The sequence below is a fragment of the Kribbella orskensis genome (assembly GCF_004342085.1).
In the GTDB taxonomy this organism is placed as follows: Bacteria; Actinomycetota; Actinomycetes; order Propionibacteriales; family Kribbellaceae; genus Kribbella; species Kribbella orskensis.
Genome location: NZ_SLWM01000012.1, coordinates 111,688 through 130,255 on the forward strand (window position 1 = coordinate 111,688; position 18,568 = coordinate 130,255).

At 68.3% G+C, this 18,568-nt stretch carries 17 protein-coding genes; 7 read left to right on the plus strand and 10 right to left on the minus strand.

What is annotated here, in order from left to right; translation table 11 throughout:
- Positions 1-383: 383 nt before the first annotated feature.
- The 6 genes from EV644_RS27865 to purD all read right to left on the minus strand — a co-directional run bounded on the left by EV644_RS27865 (position 384) and on the right by purD (position 7,588).
- Positions 384-2,462: an ArnT family glycosyltransferase gene (locus tag EV644_RS27865; RefSeq protein ID WP_132191919.1), complete on the minus strand. Its 2,079-nt coding sequence runs from the start codon at positions 2,460-2,462 to the stop codon at positions 384-386.
- On the minus strand, positions 2,462-3,694 hold the full coding sequence (locus EV644_RS27870; protein ID WP_132191920.1) for a bifunctional glycosyltransferase family 2/GtrA family protein: 1,233 nt from the start codon (positions 3,692-3,694) through the stop codon (positions 2,462-2,464). The genes EV644_RS27865 and EV644_RS27870 overlap by 1 nt, the downstream gene beginning before the upstream one ends.
- 99 nt (positions 3,695-3,793) lie before the next feature.
- On the minus strand, positions 3,794-4,198 hold the full coding sequence (locus EV644_RS27875; RefSeq protein ID WP_132191921.1) for a hypothetical protein: 405 nt from the start codon (positions 4,196-4,198) through the stop codon (positions 3,794-3,796).
- 1 nt (position 4,199) lies between these two features.
- Positions 4,200-4,556, minus strand: a complete 357-nt coding sequence (locus tag EV644_RS27880; RefSeq protein ID WP_132191922.1) for a hypothetical protein — start codon at positions 4,554-4,556, stop codon at positions 4,200-4,202.
- 3 nt (positions 4,557-4,559) lie between these two features.
- The gene (gene purB, locus EV644_RS27885; protein WP_132191923.1) at positions 4,560-6,005 is read right to left on the minus strand and encodes an adenylosuccinate lyase; all 1,446 of its coding nucleotides are present in this window, start codon (positions 6,003-6,005) and stop codon (positions 4,560-4,562) included.
- 299 nt (positions 6,006-6,304) lie between these two features.
- Positions 6,305-7,588 (minus strand): phosphoribosylamine--glycine ligase, encoded by a 1,284-nt coding sequence (gene purD / locus EV644_RS27890; RefSeq protein ID WP_132191924.1) that lies wholly within the window; start codon positions 7,586-7,588, stop codon positions 6,305-6,307.
- Positions 7,589-7,802: 214 nt separating this feature from the next.
- Between purD and EV644_RS27895 the strand changes: the two genes are divergently transcribed.
- The 6 genes from EV644_RS27895 (at position 7,803) to EV644_RS27925 (ending at position 13,841) form a co-directional block, all read left to right on the plus strand.
- Positions 7,803-8,666: a carbohydrate ABC transporter permease gene (locus EV644_RS27895; protein ID WP_241998901.1), complete on the plus strand. Its 864-nt coding sequence runs from the start codon at positions 7,803-7,805 to the stop codon at positions 8,664-8,666.
- Positions 8,663-9,511 carry a carbohydrate ABC transporter permease gene (locus EV644_RS27900; protein ID WP_132191925.1) on the plus strand — a complete coding sequence of 283 codons (849 nt, stop codon included), beginning with the start codon at positions 8,663-8,665 and terminating at the stop codon, positions 9,509-9,511. Before EV644_RS27895 ends, EV644_RS27900 begins: the two co-directional genes overlap by 4 nt.
- Before the next feature lie 29 nt (positions 9,512-9,540).
- The gene (locus EV644_RS27905) at positions 9,541-10,950 is read left to right on the plus strand and encodes an ABC transporter substrate-binding protein (RefSeq protein WP_132191926.1); all 1,410 of its coding nucleotides are present in this window, start codon (positions 9,541-9,543) and stop codon (positions 10,948-10,950) included.
- An 862-nt stretch (positions 10,951-11,812) separates the two neighbouring features.
- A complete protein-coding gene (locus tag EV644_RS27915; protein ID WP_132191927.1) occupies positions 11,813-12,679 on the plus strand; it encodes an alpha/beta fold hydrolase in 867 nt (288 codons plus the stop codon).
- Between the two features lie 46 nt (positions 12,680-12,725).
- A complete protein-coding gene (locus EV644_RS27920; RefSeq protein WP_132191928.1) occupies positions 12,726-13,097 on the plus strand; it encodes an FKBP-type peptidyl-prolyl cis-trans isomerase in 372 nt (123 codons plus the stop codon).
- Positions 13,098-13,223: 126 nt separating this feature from the next.
- Positions 13,224-13,841, plus strand: coding sequence for a DUF2238 domain-containing protein (locus EV644_RS27925; protein ID WP_132191929.1), 618 nt, complete (start codon positions 13,224-13,226; stop codon positions 13,839-13,841).
- Here the strand turns inward: EV644_RS27925 and EV644_RS27930 are convergent.
- The 4 genes from EV644_RS27930 to EV644_RS27945 form a co-directional block, all read right to left on the minus strand.
- Entirely contained in the window at positions 13,838-14,359 is a 522-nt protein-coding gene (locus tag EV644_RS27930; protein WP_241998902.1) for a putative immunity protein, read from the minus strand. The two genes, EV644_RS27925 and EV644_RS27930, sit on opposite strands and share 4 nt — an antisense overlap.
- A 114-nt stretch (positions 14,360-14,473) precedes the next feature.
- The gene (locus tag EV644_RS27935; RefSeq protein WP_132191930.1) at positions 14,474-15,382 is read right to left on the minus strand and encodes an ABC transporter ATP-binding protein; all 909 of its coding nucleotides are present in this window, start codon (positions 15,380-15,382) and stop codon (positions 14,474-14,476) included.
- 1 nt (position 15,383) lies between these two features.
- On the minus strand, positions 15,384-16,430 hold the full coding sequence (locus EV644_RS27940) for a FecCD family ABC transporter permease (protein ID WP_132191931.1): 1,047 nt from the start codon (positions 16,428-16,430) through the stop codon (positions 15,384-15,386).
- The gene (locus tag EV644_RS27945) at positions 16,430-17,515 is read right to left on the minus strand and encodes a FecCD family ABC transporter permease (protein WP_132191932.1); all 1,086 of its coding nucleotides are present in this window, start codon (positions 17,513-17,515) and stop codon (positions 16,430-16,432) included. Before EV644_RS27945 ends, EV644_RS27940 begins: the two co-directional genes overlap by 1 nt.
- Before the next feature lie 129 nt (positions 17,516-17,644).
- Here EV644_RS27945 and EV644_RS27950 point away from each other — a divergent pair, with 129 nt between their 5' ends.
- A complete protein-coding gene (locus EV644_RS27950) occupies positions 17,645-18,481 on the plus strand; it encodes a siderophore-interacting protein (RefSeq protein WP_132191933.1) in 837 nt (278 codons plus the stop codon).
- Positions 18,482-18,568: the final 87 nt, after the last annotated feature.

An 18,568-nucleotide genomic window follows, 5' to 3' on the forward strand; every position in this document is an offset into this window, starting at 1 on the left:
CGCCGAGGAACGCCAGCACAGCCAGCAACGACCCGGCCCCGGCAAGGACAACTCCAGCCGGCTTCCCATCCCCAGACCGCCACCGACTCTTCGCCGCTGCGGCCGACGCATCACCCGGTACTCCGGTGTCTGTGGCACCCGCCGCGGCCGGTACTCCGGTTGCTGGGGTGCTCGACGCGGATCCGACAGCCGGATTGTCTGGTGCAGGGGTTCCGCGGCGGGCTGCCTGCCACTGCTGTTCCGGCTGCCCGTGTCCTGGCTGCCCAGCGCCGGCAGCAGGCGTCGGGTTGCCTGTTAGGCCCTGTGGGTTGGTGACCCAGTGCGGGACGTTCGGGTGGGGCGGGGTGCCAGCGGGGTTCTGTGTCATCTCTGTCTCCGGGTTGTCAGTTGGTGGTGGTGAGGTCGTAGATGGTCGTGGAGCCGACGGTCTGGGCCTGGAAGTTCTCGGCCACCCAGGTGCTGATCTCGCTAGAGGTGCCGCCCCGGCCGCCGCCGAAGCCACCACCACCGGAGCCGATGAAGTAGTGGATCTTGCCCTGGGCAACTAGTTCCTGGAACTGAGCGAGGGTAGGCGCCGCGTCGGTTCCGTTGAAGCCGCCGATCGCCATCACCGGAACCTCGGCAGCGATCTGCACCGGTGCCGCCCCGTTCGCGGTGACCGCCGCCGCGGCCCAGGTGTATCCCTTGGCGCCCTGCTGCAGCAGCGTCACCAGCTCACTGGACACTCCGCTGATCCCACCGCCTCCGAGGAAGCCGCCGGCGCCACCCTGCCCGCGCCCGGTCGTCCCGGTCCCACCCTGACCGGTCGTTCCACCCTGGCCGTTCGTGGTGCCCGGCGCGCCTTGCCCGTTCGTCGTACCGGTTCCGCCCTGGCCGTTCGTCGTACCGGTACCGCCCTGTCCGGGAGGTGCGCCCATCGGGCCGCCGCCTCCGCCCATCCGGCTACCGGCGCTCGCAGGGCCGGCCGACGGGAGTGCGCCGGCGTGGGCCGTGCTGATCGTCTGGATCGAGTACGCCGCAGGTCCCGCGAGCGCCGTCAACGCCAGCAACGTGGCGGCGAACAACCCGGCCCGGCGGACCGTCGTACGGCGCAGCTCCAGCTCTGGCAGGATCAGTACCAACCCGGCAGCCGCAACCCCGGCGATGAGGATCGTCCAGCGCAACCACGGCATCCAGGTAGGTGTTGCCTGCAGCAAGGAGAAGCTCCACCCGGCCGTCAGCAAGGCGCCGCCGGCAAGGGCTGCGCGCGCCACCCACTCCGCCCGCCGACGCCACAGCACCATCGCGGCAGCACCGATCAGCGCACCGATCGCCGGAGCGAGAGCGATCATGTAGTAGCTGTGGATGATCCCCTGCATGTAGCTGAAGACCAGCCCGGTGACGACCAGCCACCCGCCCCACAGAATCGCGAACGCCCGAGTCTTGTCAGTACGCCCGGCACGGCCCGCTGCGACCACCAGCACGATCGTCGCCAACAACGCCGTCGGCAGCAGCCAAGCGATCTGGCTGGCGAACTCCCCGCCGAACAGTCGCTGCAGACCCGTCGCTCCACCCCAACCGGGGTTCCCGACGCCACCGCCGACAGAACCGGTTTCGTTGCCCGTCAGCCTCCCGAGCCCGTTGTAGCCAAGGGTCAGCTCGAGAATGCTGTTCGTCGTCGATCCGCCGATGTACGGCCGAGCCGAGGCGGGCATCAACTCCACGATCGCGATCCACCAGCCGGCACTGACCACCAGCGCGGCCAACGCCCCCAGACTGTGCAGCAGCCGCTTCCCGAGCGCGGGCTTACCTGCGATCAGATACGCCAAGCCGAACGCGGGCAGCACCAGGAACGCCTGGAGCATCTTCGTCAGGAACCCGAAGCCCACCAGCACGCCCGCCAGCGCCATCCACCGCGCAGCATGCCGCTCCGAGTCGATCGCCCGCGTGACCGCCAAAGCACCTGCCACAAGGAGCAGGATCAACAGCGCGTCCGGGTTGTTGAAGCGGAACATCAGTACGGCGACCGGCGTCAGCGCCAGGATCGCCCCCGCGAGGAGAGCCGCGTTAGCTGAGAACCACCGCCGCACGGACACGTACAGGAAGGCGACACTCGCGACGCCCATCAGCGCCTGCGGGATCAGCATGCTCCACACGCCGAACCCGAAGATCCGCCCGGACAACCCCATCACCCACAGCGAAGCGGGTGTCTTGTCCACGGTGATGAAGCTCGACGAGTCGAACGCCCCGAAGAACCAGGCCTTCCAGCTGGTGGAACCAGCCTGTACGGCGGCCGCGTAGTACTCGTTGGCATAGCCGTTCTTGGACAACCCCCACAGATAGGCGATTGCCGTCAGCAACAACAGTCCGCCGTACAGCATCTTCTCGCGGCTGATCGAGTACGCCGTGACGAAGGGTCCCGCCCGACGGTCGGCGTGCGGGGACGCCGGGGGGACGTTGCGAGGTTCGGTGATCGTGCTCATCAGTTGCTCCGGGTGGTGTCGAGAACCGCCGGGGGTTCGAAGGTGGGAAGAGTGGGCGCGTCGTCGTCGAAGACCCAGGTCTGGAAGAGGCAGAACCGGACCACCGTGGCGGCCAGGTTGGCGACTGTGAGTACCGCGATCTCGACGCCCGGAGCCGGTACTGCGACCGCCGTATGCAGCAACCACAGCGACGAGGCGGTCAGGCTCCACCCGATGGCGAAGGTGACGAGGCCGCGCAACTGGTGGCGGCCGCGGTTCTCCACGCCGCGGACGCCGAAGGTGATCCGGCGGTTCAGTGCGGTGTTCCCGACGGCGGTGATGAGCAGTGCGAGAACGTTGGCGATCTGGGCCGGCATCGCGTGGCGCAGCCCGAGGTACAGCAGGGCATAGGCGACGGTGCTCAGCACGCCGATACCGGCGAAGCGCAGTACGCGAGTAGCCAGCGCGGTCCGCGGATCGGCGATCGCGGGACGCCCGAAGGCTTGCCGTACCGGCTCGAGCGGGATGCGGCCGCGGCCGAGATCCCTGCTCAGCCTGGCGATTCCGCGGAGGTCTTCGACCGCCGTCTTGACTATGGCGACCCGCGAGTCCAGGTCGTCCACCCAGTCCACCGGGACCTCGTGGATCCGCAGTCCCGCGCGCTCGGCCAGCACCAGCAGCTCGGTGTCGAAGAACCACTCGGTGTCCTGCACGAGCGGCAACAGCTCAGCCGCCACATCGGCACGGATAGCCTTGAACCCGCACTGCGCGTCGGAGAACCGCTGGCCCAGAGTCGCCCGCAGCAAGAGGTTGTAGCCGCGCGAGATGAACTCCCGCAGCGGCCGCCGGACCACCCGGGAGGCAGGGACCAGACGGGTGCCGATGGCAACGTCGCTGTGGCCGGCCACCAACGGCGCGACCAGCGGCAGCAGCGCGTTCAGATTTGTCGACAAGTCAACGTCCATGTAGGCGAGCACGTCGGCCGTGCTCTCGGACCAGGCCTGCTTCAGCGCGCGGCCACGGCCCGGCTGCTCGAGCCGGACGATCCGGACCCCGGGCAGCTCGGCCGCCAACTGGCAGCCGATCTCCCAGGTGGCGTCGGCACTGCCGCTGTCGGCGATGCAGACCTCGGCCGGGAACGGGAACGCGGTGTCCAGGAATTCCCGGAGCCGCCGGACGTTCGGGCCGAGGTCGTACTCCTCATTCAGAACGGGTACGACGATCTCGACCCGAGGGTGACCTGGTATCTGCATGCCACCGATGCTGTCCGGCGAACCTTAGGCAGCCCCTGCGCTCGGCTGGCAGTTCCCTGGGAGTCCACCGCAGCCACCACGACCGGCGGGCGGGTCAGCTCAACGCGTCCCACCAGCGGTACGCCGGAGCCAGAGCAGGCCGAGGACCGGAAGAACTACTGGGATGAAGAAGTAGCCCTGGCCGAAGTGGGACCAGACGGTCTGGTCCGGGAAGTCGTCGGGCGCCAGGTAGCTGAAGGCGCCGATCGCGAGGACGCCGACGAGCTCCACCACGATCGCGACAAAGGCGACCTTGCGGGAGACGACCGTTGCCTTCGCCAACGCGAAGGTGGCCGCGCAGTAGATCACCGCGGCAACGGCCGACAGGATGTACGCGATCGGTGCCTCGGAGAACTGCGTGGCGATCTGTACCGCGGCACGCGAGGTCGCCGCCAACGCGAAGATCCCGTACACCGCGATCAGGATCCGGCCCGGCCCGTGCCTGGTCGCCTCCGCATCCGCCATCTCAGGCGACCCAGATGTCGTGCAGCCGGAGTTCCAGCACCGGGATCACCAGACAGGCGACCGCCAGCGCGCCCGCTCCCCAGCGGCTGCTCTCCGCCAAGGCCCACAGGGCACCGACCGGCAGGACGATCAGCGCGCCGATCAGATACCCGACGAAGAACGGGCCCGACACGTCCCGGTCAGTGCCGACGAGCTGGACGATCCCGACCACCAACTGGGCCAGCAGCGCCACCTCGACGACACCCAGCAGGCCGAGCAACCACCAGTTGATCCGGCGATCGAGGGCAGCCAGCACCACGGCGAAGACCATCGCGGCCAGCGACAGGGCGACCAAGGCCCAGGTGAGCGGATCGAACACGAGCTAGAGGATGTCACCCGGCGTGTAGGCGGCGGCTTCGGGGTAGCGCTTGGCGAGCAGGTCGATCGAGGCGACCACGCTGTTCACCTGGGCGAGCGCCGCGCCGGTGAACGACAGCGGCTCGCCGACGATCCCGACGATCTGCTCCTCCGTCAGGCCGAGCCGGCCGTCCTCGCCGAGCCGACGGAACAGGTCGTTGCCCGGCAGGCCCTTGCGCAGGTCCAGCGCCGTCCCGACCGCGTGCTCCTTGATCACCTCGTGAGCGGTCTCCCGGCCGACGCCGTTCTTCACCGCGGCCATCAGCACCTTGGTGGTGGTGAGGAACGGCAGGTACCGCTCCAGCTCACGCGCCACCACGGCCGGGTAGACCCCGAACTCGTCGAGCACCGTCAGGAACGTCTCGAACAACCCGTCCAGCGCGAAGAACGCGTCCGGCAGCGCGACCCGCCGTACGACGGAACAGAAGACGTCGCCCTCGTTCCACTGGTTACCGGCCAGCTCGCCGGTCATCGAGGCGTACCCGCGCAGGATCACGGCGAGGCCGTTCACTCGCTCGCAGGACCGGGTGTTCATCTTGTGCGGCATCGCGGACGAGCCGACCTGGCCCTCCTTGAACCCCTCGGTGACCAGCTCGTGCCCGGCCATCAGGCGGATCGTGGTCGCCAGGCTGGACGGCCCGGCCGCCAGCTGCACCAGCGCGGTGACCACCTCGTAGTCGAGGGACCGCGGGTAGACCTGGCCGACGCTGGTCAGCGTCCGGCGGAACCCGAGGTGTTGAGCCACCTCCGACTCGAGCCCGGCGAGCAACTTCTCGTCGCCGCCGAACAGGTCGAGCATGTCCTGCGAAGTACCGACCGGACCCTTGATGCCGCGCAGCGGGTACCGGTCGATCAGCTCCTCGAGCCGCGCGATCGCCACCAGCAACTCGTCGGCGGCCGACGCGAACCGCTTGCCCAGCGTGGTCGCCTGCGCGGCGACGTTGTGCGAACGCCCGGTCATCACCAGCGCCGCGTGGTCCGCCGCCTTCTGCCCCAGCTGTACCGCGGTCGCCACCGCGCGATCGCGGACGAGCTCCAGGCTCGCGCGGATCTGCAGCTGCTCGACGTTCTCGGTCAGGTCCCGGCTCGTCATGCCCTTGTGCACGTGCTCGTGCCCGGCGAGCGCGTTGAACTCCTCGATCCGCGCCTTCACGTCGTGCCGGGTGACCCGCTCGCGCGCGGCGATCGACTCCAGGTCGACCTGGTCCATCACCCGGTGGTAATCCTCGAGCACCCCGTCCGGCACGGCGACCCCGAAGTCCTTCTGAGCGCTCAGCACAGCCAGCCACAACTGCCGCTCGAGCACGATCTTGTGCTCCGGCGACCACAGCTCGGCCATCGACGGACTGGCATAACGAGCAGCAAGAACGTTCGGGATCCGGGGCTTACGGGAAGTCGACACGTCCCCCATTGTCCCTGGTACCACGGGTTGGCCGGTACGGCGGGTAGAACCTCCCCACACAGCTCCTCCGTCCGCCAACACCGGGCGGATCCTCGGTGACGCCCCTCGGCGTACCGAAGGACAGGAAATAGTCGCCGATTGGACGGCCGCCGGGCACGGCGCACGCCTCAGCCCTCGGCGATCACCCCAGTACTACCTGCCGCTCCGTACGCTCCACCTCGGAATGAACTCCGACCGGCCCGGCCTGCGTGATCCACCCCGGGACAGAACGCCGCGACCCTGTGGGCCGCGGCGTTCTCAGTGGACTCTTACTGGGCGAGTTCGATCTCGCCGCGGGATGCCTTCAGGGCGATGTCGGTGCGGTGCTGCGAGCCCTTGATGAGGATCTGGCCGACGCCGGCGTACGCACGCTGGCGGGCCTCGTCGAGATCCTTGCCGGTCGCAGTGACCGCGAGGACCCGGCCGCCGGCGGTGACCAGCTCGCCGTCCTCGACCGCAGTACCCGCATGGAAGACGCGGACGCCACCCGCCTCGGCCTGCTCGATGCCGGTGATCACGTCACCGCTGCGGGGGTTGGCCGGGTACCTCTTGGCGGCGACCACCACGGCGACGGAAGCGCCTGTGCTCCAGTTGAGCGGTACCTGATCCTCCAGCTTGCCCGTCGCCGCGGCGTACAGGAGTCCGCCGAGCGGCGTCTTCAGCAGCGGCAGCAGGGCCTGCGTCTCGGGGTCGCCGAAGCGGCAGTTGAACTCGATCACCCGGACGCCGCGCGAGGTCAGCGCCAGGCCGGCGTAGAGCAGCCCGCGGAACGGCGTACCGCGGCGGCGCATCTCGTCGACGGTCGGCTGGAGCACCTTCTCGGTGATCTCCTCGACCAGCTTCTCCGGTGCCCAGGGCAACGGTGTGTAGGCGCCCATCCCGCCGGTGTTCGGGCCCTCGTCGTTGTCCGCGAGCCGCTTGAAGTCCTGCGCGGGCTGCATCGGCAGCACCGTGACGCCGTCGGTGATCGCGAACAGCGTGACCTCCGGGCCGTCCAGGAACTCCTCGATCAGCACCTGCTCGCAGCCGGCCGCGTGCTCGAGGGCCTCCTCGCGATCCGAGGTGACCACCACGCCCTTCCCCGCGGCCAGCCCGTCGTCCTTCACCACGTACGGCGGGCCGAAGGCGTCGATCGCCTCGGCGGCCTGCTCGGGCGTGGTACAGACGTAGGCGCGGCCGGTCGGCACGCTCGCGGCGGCCATCACGTCCTTGGCGAAGGCCTTCGACCCCTCGATCTGGGCCGCCTCCCCGGACGGGCCGAAGACCGCGATCCCCGCCGCGCGGAGCGGATCGGCGAGCCCGGCGACCAGCGGCGCCTCCGGTCCGACGACCACCAGATCGCAGCCGACCTCGGTCGCCAGGGCGACCACCGCGTTGTGGTCCGAGATGTCCACCGGTCGGCAAACGACCGTTTGTCCGTCGTACGCCGGTTGCAACGCCGCGATGCCAGGGTTGCCCGGGGCCGCGACGACCTGCTCGACATCAGGGTCCTGGCTCAGTGCCCAGACCAGTGCATGTTCGCGGCCGCCAGAGCCGATGACTAGAACCTTCACGACGCATGAGCCTAGGGCATCTCGTCCGCGGGTGCGCAGGCGCGAGCAGTCACCGGACGCATGTGCCGGGCTGCGTGAGCCCCGGGCGGTGTAAGACTGCGCCTTGACTGGAGGTATTCGCTTGACTACGACTTCCGCCCCGCTCCGCCCCAGCAGCCGGCCAACCGCCACCTCTGCACCGGCCCGCCCTAGCAGGCGGCCGACCGCCGGCTCAGTGGCTTCCTGGCTGATGCTGCTGCCCTGCGTGGTGATCTTCGCCCTGTTCATCGTCTGGCCGCTCGGCAAATCCGTCTCGCTGTCCCTGCACGGCTCTGACCTGTTCGGCCGCCCGGACGCGTTCGTCGGCCTGCAGCACTACCGCGACATGCTGGGCAGCGCGGAGTTCCGGCACGTCCTCTGGGTCACCTTCGCGTTCGTGCTGCTGACCGTGATCCCGGGCGTGCTCGGCGGGCTGGCGATCGTGTTGCTGCTGGAGCAGCACATCAGGGGGATCCGGATCTTCCGGACCGCCTTCGCGCTGCCGTTCGCGTTCTCGGTGGCCAGTGCGTCGGTCATCTTCGCGACCATCTACAACCCGGCGATCGGCCTGGCCAACGGGCTGCTCGGCCGGTTCGGCGTCGACCGGATCGGCTGGCTGACCGACCCTGACTGGGCGCTGATCAGCGTCTCCATCACCACCGTGTGGATGAGCATCGGCTACAACGTGCTGGTGCTGTCGGCCGGGATCGGCGCGATCCCGACCGAGATCAACGAGGCGGCCACCCTGGACGGCGCCGGCGGCTGGCGGGCGGCCCGGTTCATCACCGTGCCGATGCTCGGCCCGCAGTTGTTCTTCCTGATCGTGATCTCGACCATCCAGTCGCTGCAGGGCTTCGGCCAGATCAAGATCCTCACCCCCGAAGGCGGACCCGAGCAGTCCACCAAGACGCTCGTGTACTCGATCTACCACACCGCCTTCGCCAACAACGCCAGCGACTTCGGCGCCGCCTCGGCGCAGGCGATCGTGCTGCTCGTCATCCTGCTCGCCTGTACGGCGATCCAGTTCGGCGTACTCGAGAGGCGGGTGCACTACAAGTGAGGAAGCTGACCGTCGGCCGGCTCGTCACGTACGCCGTACTGGTGGTCGCCGCACTCGCGGTGATCTTCCCGGTGTACTACGTGATCGCGGGCTCGATCATGTCGCCCGGGCAGATCTCGGCGTATCCCCCGGACCTGTTCCCGCACGGCGTGTTCACCGGCAACTACGAGGGGGCCACCTCGACCACCGCGATCGGCCGGCAGTACCTGAACTCGATCCTGCAGACCTCGGTGATCACGCTCAGCCAGCTGATCACCAGCGTGCTCGCGGCGTACGCGTTCGTCTTCATGAAGATGTGGGGCCGGACCCTCCTGTTCGGGTTGTTCCTGGCCACGCTGATGGTGCCGTGGGAGTCGATCGTGCTGCCGAACTACCTGACCATCACCGGGTGGGAGCTCGGCGGCCAGCGGCTGACCACGTCGTACGCGGGCACGATGATCGCGCTGGTGCTGCCGTTCCTGGCGAACGCGTTCGGGGTCTTCCTGCTGCGGCAGTCGTTCCTGCAGTTCCCGACCGAACTACGGGACGCGGCCGTGATCGACGGCTGCGGCCACTGGCGCTTCATCCGGCGGATCCTGCTGCCGCTGAACAAGCCTGCCCTGATGGCTGTCGGTCTGTACGTCTTCCTGGCCGCCTGGAACCAGTTCTTCTGGCCGCTGCTGATCGGCGACAACGCCAACCGGCGGACGCTGCAGATCGGCATCAGCCAGCTGAACGACGTCGAGGCGGCCGACCCGGGCCTGATCCTGGCCGGCGTCACCCTGTCCATCCTTCCCACCCTGGCCATCGTGATCTTCGGCCAGCGCTTCATCGTCCGCGGCCTGACCGCGGGCGCGATCCGGTAAGTGAGCGTTCGATGAAAAGAGGCACAGCGATGCGATCTGTCCGACAACGGCGTACGGCGACCGCGGCGACCCTGCTGGCGGTGGTGGCGCTGGTCGCCGCCGGCTGCGGTGGCGGCGACTCCAGCGGCGACACCGCGAGCGGCGGCCAGGACGCTCCCGGCGCGGACGCGCTGGACAAGGCCACCGGCGTCACCAAGGTGACCTTCTGGCACGGCATGAAAGGCGCGAACGGCGAGGCCGTCGACAAGCTGGTGAAGGCGTTCAACGCCGAGCACACCGGCAAGATCGAGGTCACCGCCGTCTATCAGGGCGACTACGACGACACGATCACGAAGTACAAGACCTCCGTGCAGCAGGGCAACACGCCCTCGGTGGTCCAGATCTACGACATCGGTTCGCGGTTCATGATCGACTCCAAGCAGACCGTGCCGGTGCAGAGCTTCGCCGACAAGGACGGCTACACGCTGGACTCGATCGAGCCGAACATCGCGAACTACTACTCGATCGACGGCAAGCTCAACTCGATGCCGTTCAACACGTCGATGCCCCTGCTGTACATCAACAAGGAAGCGTTCGTGAAGGCCGGGCTGGACCCGAACAAGCCGCCGACAAACCTCGACGAGATCATGGAAGCCGCCAAGAAGCTCACCATCAAGCAGGGCGGCAAGACGGTCCAGTACGGCTTCAACGCCGCGATCTACGGCTGGTTCATGGAGCAGTTGATCGCCCAGTCCGGTACGACGTACTGCGACAACGAAAACGGCCGCAAGGACCTCGCCACCCAGGTGAACTTCGCCGACGAGCAGGGCGTCAAGGTGGCCACCTGGTACCAGCAGATGGTCAAGCTCGGCTACATGCCGAACACCGGCAAGAAGACCGATGACGCGCAGGCGGTGTTCAAGTCCGGCACCTCCGCGATGCACCTGGAGTCGACCGGTTCGCTGCGCGGCTACCTGGACGCCGCGAAGGGCAAGTTCACCGTGCTCACCGCGCCGTTCCCGAAGCTGACCGCCTCCGACACCGGCGGCCCGATCATCGGCGGCGCCTCCCTGTGGGTCGACGGCCCGGGCCACTCCGACGCTGAGAAGCGCGCCTCCTGGGAGTTCGTGAAGTTCGCCTCATCCCCCGCCCAGCAGGCCGCCTGGCACACCGGCACCGGCTACTTCCCGATCAACTCCAAGGCCCTCGACCTCCCCGAGGACAGGGCCTGGGTGGCGCAGTACCCGCAGTTCACCACCGCCATCACCCAACTCCACAACACCAAGCCCTCCAACGCCTCCTCCGGCTGCATCCTCGGCGTCATGCCCCAATCCCGCAAGGCCTCCGAAGACGGCCTAGAGAAGGCAGTCCTAGGCACCGACCCAGCCCAGGCAATGAAGGCCGCAGCCGACTCCATCAAGCCCCAAATCGACCAATACAACAAGACGGTTAAGAAGTAAAGAAGAGATTAGAATAATTCAGAGAATGGTGCGGTCGCGCGTGCGGCCGCACCATTCTCACAGAGAGAAGTGCACGAATGCCAGGCCGCTGGCCGAGGTCAACCGTCATGGAATTCCTCTCCGGCGAGCGAGAGCGCGTTCCGCACAAGAGCATCGCGCAGTGGACGGCTGGATCCAGTCGTCTCGGGCCCGAATCCAAACGGATTTCGGGCGGCGCCTCGCCGAAGCCGCTCTCACCACCTCACCGCGTGCGTGGCGAGATCGCTGACGACTGAGCAGTGTCGACTGATGCCCTCGGCAACGAGCCTCCAAGCGGGTCGGTGCGTTGGATGTTTGCACACATCGCTGCAAAGCGCTCTCCAGCAGCTATCAGCAGAACAAGCCGTCGAGAAGTAAGACGAGAAGCGTCCGCGGCGCCGCGGACGCTTTCTCTTTGATCAACAACGCAGGTACATCTTCGGCATCATCGTGTCGGGCTCACTTCACAGGGTGCCGATGACGTAGGCATAGCCATTGATAAAGGCAGTGCCGTACCAGTAGATCCCCCGGCCACGACCGGCCCAGCCCTCGCGGAGATATCGGAGATCGTGTCGCTCTGCGGGGACCAGGTCCATTGGCCTGCCGGGGTGCCACCTGCCCAGTATTGGCCGGCGGATCGCTCGAACATCAGGGAGTACTGACCGTCGTTCTCCGCCGGCGTCGCGGCAGCGGGCGTATACAGGCGGCTAGCGCGACAGCACTGAGGACTACGAGTTTCATCCCCATGAGCACTGAAAGTAGCGAGGCGGGGGCGGTGAGTGAAGCTGTCCAGAAGGACCTCGTCCGGTCTATGGTCCAGAAAAGTCCGACCTGAGGAGCTGAAATGCCGGATCCTGTCAGCCGCACGCTCGACGTCCCTGGGGCCGTCCTGACCTACGACGTCCGCGGTGATCTCGCCGACCGGCCGGTGTTGCTGGTGATCGGTTCACCGATGGGTGCGAGCGGCTTCCCGACGTTGGCGTCGCACTTCGCCGACCGTACGGTCGTGACGTACGACCCGCGCGGCGTCGAGCGCAGTACGCGGACCGACGGCACCGGTGAGCTGTCGCCGAACGACCACGCCGGGGACCTGGCGGCCCTGATCGAGGCCCTCGACGCCGGACCGGTCGAGCTGTTCGCCAGCAGCGGCGGCGCCGTGAACGCGCTCGCCCTGATGGCGCAGCGCCCCGACCTGGTCAAGACGCTCGTGGCCCACGAGCCGCCGCTGGCCGGAATCGTCCCGGACCGCGAGGCGGCCCTGGCCGCCTGCGACGACATCTACCAGACCTACCAGCGCGCCGGGATGGGCGCGGGGATGGCGAAGTTCATCGCCATCGTCAGCTACGACGGCGAGATCCCTGCGGACTACGGGAACCAGCCGGCACCCGACCCGGCGATGTTCGGGCTGCCGACCCAGGATGACGGCTCACGCGACGACGCGTTGATCGGACAGAACATCCGCGGCTGTACGTCGTACCAGCCCGACTTCGACGCGCTCACCAAGGTGAGCGACAAGATCGTCCTCGGGGTCGGCGAGGAGTCTGGCAACCAGCTCGCCGGCCGCGGCGGGAAGGCGGTTGCTGAGCGGCTCGAGCTCACCCCGGTGGTGTTCCCGGGCAACCACGGCGGGTTCCTCGGCGACGAGTACGGCCAGCCCGGCAAGCCGACCGAGTTCGCCGCCAAGCTGCGTGAGGTGCTGGCCGGCCGGTGACGCCCCGGGAGCCGGTCCAGTCCACTCCATCTGGTTAGCTGGTGACATGACTGAGAAGCCTGAGATCGATCCTCCGGACGGCCCGCCGCCGGCGGATCTGGAGATCACCGACATCACCGAGGGCGACGGCGCCGAGGCCAAGGCCGGCTCCCGGGTGAACGTGCACTACGTAGGCGTGGCCCACTCCACCGGCGAGGAGTTCGACGCCTCCTACAACCGCGGCGCGCCGCTGGCCTTCCAGCTCGGCGTCGGTCAGGTCATCCAGGGCTGGGACACCGGCGTCCAGGGCATGAAGGTGGGCGGCCGGCGCAGGCTCGTCATCCCGCCGCAGCTGGCGTACGGCGACCGCGGCGCGGGCGGCTCGATCAAGCCCGGCGAGACCCTGATCTTCGTGGTCGACCTGATCAGCGTCAGCTGACCCTCCAACCACTCGGTGTAACTTGCGGGACACGGGCCCCCTGATCCGTCACACTGACGGATCAGGGGGCCTTTCACGTAGTTGTACTCATGCGTGCTGCCGCCCCGGCGGGTTGACTCGGGAGGCATGACGACGATGGTTGCCACGAGTGTCCCGGCAACGCGCCAGACCGGCTGGACGAAGTACGCCGCTGTCGCCGCCAAGGGCGCACTCCTCCTGTTGTTGCTCACGGCCCTCATCTGGCCGGACCTCAGCGGCATCAAGGGCAAGGCCTCGACCGCCCGGCTGATCGTCTACCCGCTGGGCGCAATGGTGCTGCCGCTGTGGTGGTTCGCCTACGGCCGCGCGAAGAGCAAGCTGCACAAGACTTTCCCGTGGCACGCGGACCTGCTGATGACGCTGCCCTGGCTGATCGATCTACTCGGCAACCGCCTCAACCTGTTCGACACGATCGACTGGTGGGACGACGCGATGCACTTCATCCTGTGGGCCCTGCTCACCGCCGGTGTGCTGACCGCATTCGCCCCACGCACCCTCAGCCGCGGCCTGACCGCCTTCGTTGCCCTGGGCTTCGGCGCCACCGCCGCGGTGGTCTGGGAACTCGGCGAATACGTCGCCTTCGTCCGCCACTCCTCCGAATTCCAAACCGCCTACACCGACACCCTCGGAGACCTCACCCTAGGCACCCTCGGGGCACTCCTATCAGGCCTGATCGTCTTCCAGGCAAGGCGTACTGCGAACTAGCCGCGAAGGCCTGTCTCAAGCTGCTGAAGGAGCACGCTCCGCCGACTGTGACCAGGGTGGTTGCCGACCGGCAGCCGTCGTACGACCTCGCGAACCGCCGGCGACGCGTGCTCGATCGCCCATCGGATCTCCTCGTCACCGACCCTTGGGGCGTCGCTCGCCGCGAGTTCGCGGGCCTGCGCCTGGGAGAGCGCCGGGCCGAGGACATGGTTCACCTGGTGTGGCGTCGCCAAGGCGTGGATGTAGGCGATCCCCGCCGCGTAACCCGCGGCGCGAGCGGCAGCAGTAGCCACTGGATCACCGACCTCGCGTGCGGCCGCGAGAGCCGCCCAGGCAACAGTGCGCAGCCGGGCCGTCCGCTTCCCCCCGAGCGCGAAGACCCGCAGCTCGTCGATCGCCTCGCGCGGCCGGCTGTCACCGGGAGCCCTCACCTCGAACAGCGGCAACACCCGCTCCGCGCAGTCTGCAGCCCAGAGGCCCAGGAAGCGGCGATCGTCGTCGCTCAGATCCAAGCTCATGAGCCTCAATCGTATCGTTGAAGCAACGCGTTGAGACTTTCACCAGTCCGGCCACTCCGGGCGAGGGTTAAAGCCTCAACGCCGTACGCCGGTTGCCGGGCTGAGGTGGGGGCGTCAGCGGTCGGCGGGGCGGCAGATCCCGTTGGCTGCTGCGCTGGCGGCCAGGGCGCGCGCTGCGGGGTTCTCCGCCGCGGGGTTGTCCGGGGTGACCCGGTCTGTGCGGGTGGTGTGGCGGCCGATGGGGACGACCATGGGGGTGCCGGCGACGGGGTCGGGGATGACCTTCACCGCTAGGCCGAAGACGTCCTGGACGACCTGCTCGGTGATGACCTCGCTGGGGTTGCCCTCGCAGACGATAGCGCCGTCCTTCATCGCGATCAGGTGGTCGCCGAAGCGGCAGGCCTGGTTGAGGTCGTGCAGGACGAGCACGATCGTCCGCTCGTCGCGCTTGTTCAGGTCGACCAGCAGATCGAGTACTTCGAACTGGTGCGTCAGGTCGAGGAAGGTGGTCGGTTCGTCGAGCAGCAGGATGTCGGTCTCCTGCGCGAGCGCCATCGCGATCCAGACCCGTTGCCGCTGGCCACCGGACAGCTCGTCGATCGGCCGGTCCGCGATCTCCAGCACGTCGGTGGACGTCATCGCGTCGGCGATCGCCTCGTCGTCGCCCTTGGTCCACTGCCGGATCCAGCCCTGCCGCGGATACCGTCCGCGGCCGACCAGGTCAGCGACCGTGATTCCTTCAGGAGCAGTAGGTGACTGAGGCAACAGACCGAGCTTCAGGGCGACCTCTCGGGTCGGGATCGACTGGATGCTCTTGCCGTCCAGCAGCACCGTGCCCTTGCTCGGCTTCAGCAACCGGGCGAGCGTCTTCAGCAGCGTGGACTTGCCGCACGCGTTGGCGCCGACGATGACGCTGATCTTCCCGGTCGGGATCCGCACCGACAGGTCGTGGATGATCTCGCGCTGGTCGTAGCCGACGGCAAGGTTCTCGGCCGACAGACTGTGGTCCACCCTGGTCTCCATTTCAGCCACCGCTTCCCACCCGGTTCGTCCGGGCCAGCAAGAACATCAGGTACGGCGCGCCGACGACGCCGGTGACCACGCCGACCGGCAGCTGGGTGTCGCCCAGCGCGTGCTGCGCGATCAGGTCCGACAGCGCGACCACGAGCGCTCCGATCAGCGCGGAGGTGATCAGCGCCGGCCCCGGCGAGCGGGTCAGCCGGCGCGCGATCGGCGCCGCCACGAACGCGACGAACGCGATCGGCCCGGCCGCCGCCGTCGCGATGGCCGCCAGCAGTACTGCGACCACGATCAGCCCCAGCCGCGCCCACTCGACCTTCAGGCCGAGCCCGTACGCCGTTTCGTCGCCGAGCTGGAGGATCCTCAGCCGGTTCACCAGCATGATCATCGCCGGGGTGAGCACGACGAGCGTGATCGCCAGGGAACGCACGTTCGACCAGTCCCGCCCGTTCAGGCTGCCCGTCAGCCAAATCAACGCCTGCTGGGCGACCTCTACCCGCGCCTTGGTCAGCAGGTAGGACGTCAGGCTGGTGGCGATCGCCCCGATCCCGATGCCGACCAGGATCAACCGGTAGCTGGAGACTCCCTGCCGCCACGCGAGCAGGTACATGAGGAACGCGGTCAGCAGGGCCCCTGCGATCGCCAGTGCCGACACCGCCGTACCGGTGAGGCCGAGGGTGATGATGGCGAACACCGCGAACGCGCTGGCGCCGTACGTGACGCCGATGATGTCCGGGCTCGCCAGCGGGTTGCGGGCCACGCTCTGGAAGATCGCGCCGGACATGCCGAGGGCGACACCGACCAGGATCCCGGTCAGGGCTCGCGGCAGCCGGAGCCGGTTCACGATGAACTCCGTCGCCTTGTCGCCCGCGCCGAACAAGGTCTTCACCACGTCGATCACGGGGATCTTGAAGTCGCCGAGCGAGAGCGAGACGCAGAAGGTGACGAACAGGAGTACCGCGAGCACGGCGATGACTGCGAGCGACCTCGCCTGCCGGGCGGCCCGTGCTCGCGCGATGACCTGGCCGCGCTCGGCCGTCGCAGTCGCCATCAAAGGTCCGCCAGCTTGCGTCGGCGTACCAGGGCGATGAAGAACGGGGCGCCGATCACGGCGGTGACGATGCCGACCTGGAGCTCACCGGGCTGGGCGACGACCCGGCCGATCACGTCGGAGCCGAGCAGGAGGATGGGTGCCATCACCATCGAGTACGGCAGGATCCAGCGGTAGTCGGGGCCGGTGATCAGCCGGGCCACGTGCGGGATGGTGAGACCGACGAAAGCGATCGGTCCGGCGGCGGCGGTCGCCGCACCACAGAGCAGTACGACGGTCACCGCGGTGAAGAGGCGGGCCAGGCCGACCCGCTGTCCGAGGGAGCGCGCGACGTCGTCGCCGAGGGACATGGCGTTCAGTACGCGGCCTGAGACGAGGGCAAACACGATGCCGATCAGGATGAACGGCGCCACCTGACTGGCGACGTCCGAGCCACGCCCGGCCAGCGACCCCACCGCCCAGAACCGGAACTGGTCGAACGTGTTCACGTCGCCGATCAGGAGGCCCGTGGTGAGTGAGCCGAGCATCGCCGTCATCGCCGCGCCGGCCAATGCCAGCTTGACCGGTGTCGCGCCCTCGCGGCCCAGCGACCCGAGCATGTAGACCACCACCGAGGCGGCCGCGGCTCCGGCGAAGGCGAACCAGACGTACGACGTCAGGCTGGTGAGGCTGAACCAGTAGATGCCCACGACGACGAAGAGCGCGGCGCCGGCGTTGACTCCGAGGATGCCGGGATCGGCCAGCGGGTTGCGGGTGACGCCCTGCATCAGCGCGCCGGCCAGGCCGAGGGCGGCGCCGACGAGCAGGCCGATCACCGTCCGGGGGATGCGCAGCGAGTGGATGATCACGTGGTCCGTGTTCGCCGAGTTGTAGTGGCGGAGGGCATCGATCACGGTCGACAACGGGATCTGCTTCGAGCCGACGGCGATGCTGAGCAGGGACACCACGAGCAGCAGGGCGACGCAGCCGAGCAACCCGAGGATCAGGGTTGCGCGACGGGTACGCGGACGACGTCGGGGAGCGTCGGCGACAGCGGGTCCGGGTCGCGGCGCGGCGGCGGTCCGCTGGGCGGGCAGCGGTGGCATTGGACTTTGGGATCCTCTTAGGTAAGGCTAACCTCTAGGTGCTTCACCATAACCCGCTCGCCCTCCGGGTCGCACCTGAACCCCCGCTATGTCACGACTTTTGCAGAATACCCCTGACGGAGAGACGGCATGACGACAGTGCTCGAGCGGCCGATCGCGTTCGACTCGGTGCTCGCCACCGTGGCCGCGATCGACGACCTCAGCCCGCACCTGCGCCGGGTGACCTTCGTGGCGCCCCGGATCGCGGAGGCGGTGACCGCCGGCCCGGACCAGCGGATCAAGGTCCTGCTCTCCCCGCCCGACGGCGGCGAACTGCGGCTGCCGACCGGCCCCGAGTGGTACGCCGAGTGGTGCGCGATGCCGGTCGAGGAACGCTTCATCATGCGGACGTACACGGTGCGCGCGCTCCGGCTCGAGGTGGCCGAGCTCGACATCGAGTTCGTCCTGCACGGGGTGAACGGACCCGCCTCAGCATGGGTGAGCGAGGCGGCTCCCGGTGACGAGATCGGGCTGATCCTGCCGTTCGCGGTGGACACCACCAGCACCAAGGGTCTGCTGCAGTCCGGGGTGGACTACGTGCCTCCGGCAACCAGTGTCAGCCGGGTCCTGGTTGCCGACGAGACCGCCTTGCCTGCCCTCGCGGGGATCCTGGAGGAGCTGCCGCCCGCCGTACAGGCGACGGTCTTCGTCGAGGTACCGGACATCGCCGACATCCGCCGACTGCCGACGCCCGGACACGCGGACATCACCTGGATCGCGCACACCGGCGGCTCCGCCGACGGTCCTGGTTCGTTGCTGGAGGCCCTGAAATCGGCGGCCCTGCCCTTCGACGTCGACTACGCCTGGGTGGCCGGCGAGTCCGGCATGATCAAGCAGGTCCGCCGCCACCTGGTCAACACCGTCGGTCTCCCCAAGCCCGCCATCTCCTTCCAGGGCTACTGGAAACGCGGTGAGCCCCAGATCTAGTACTGCGGAACCGGGGCTCGCCGCGTCAGACGGTCAGCCCCGGCCCGGGCAGGGCTCTTCGGCCGCAGGTCTCGACCGAGGGTCAGC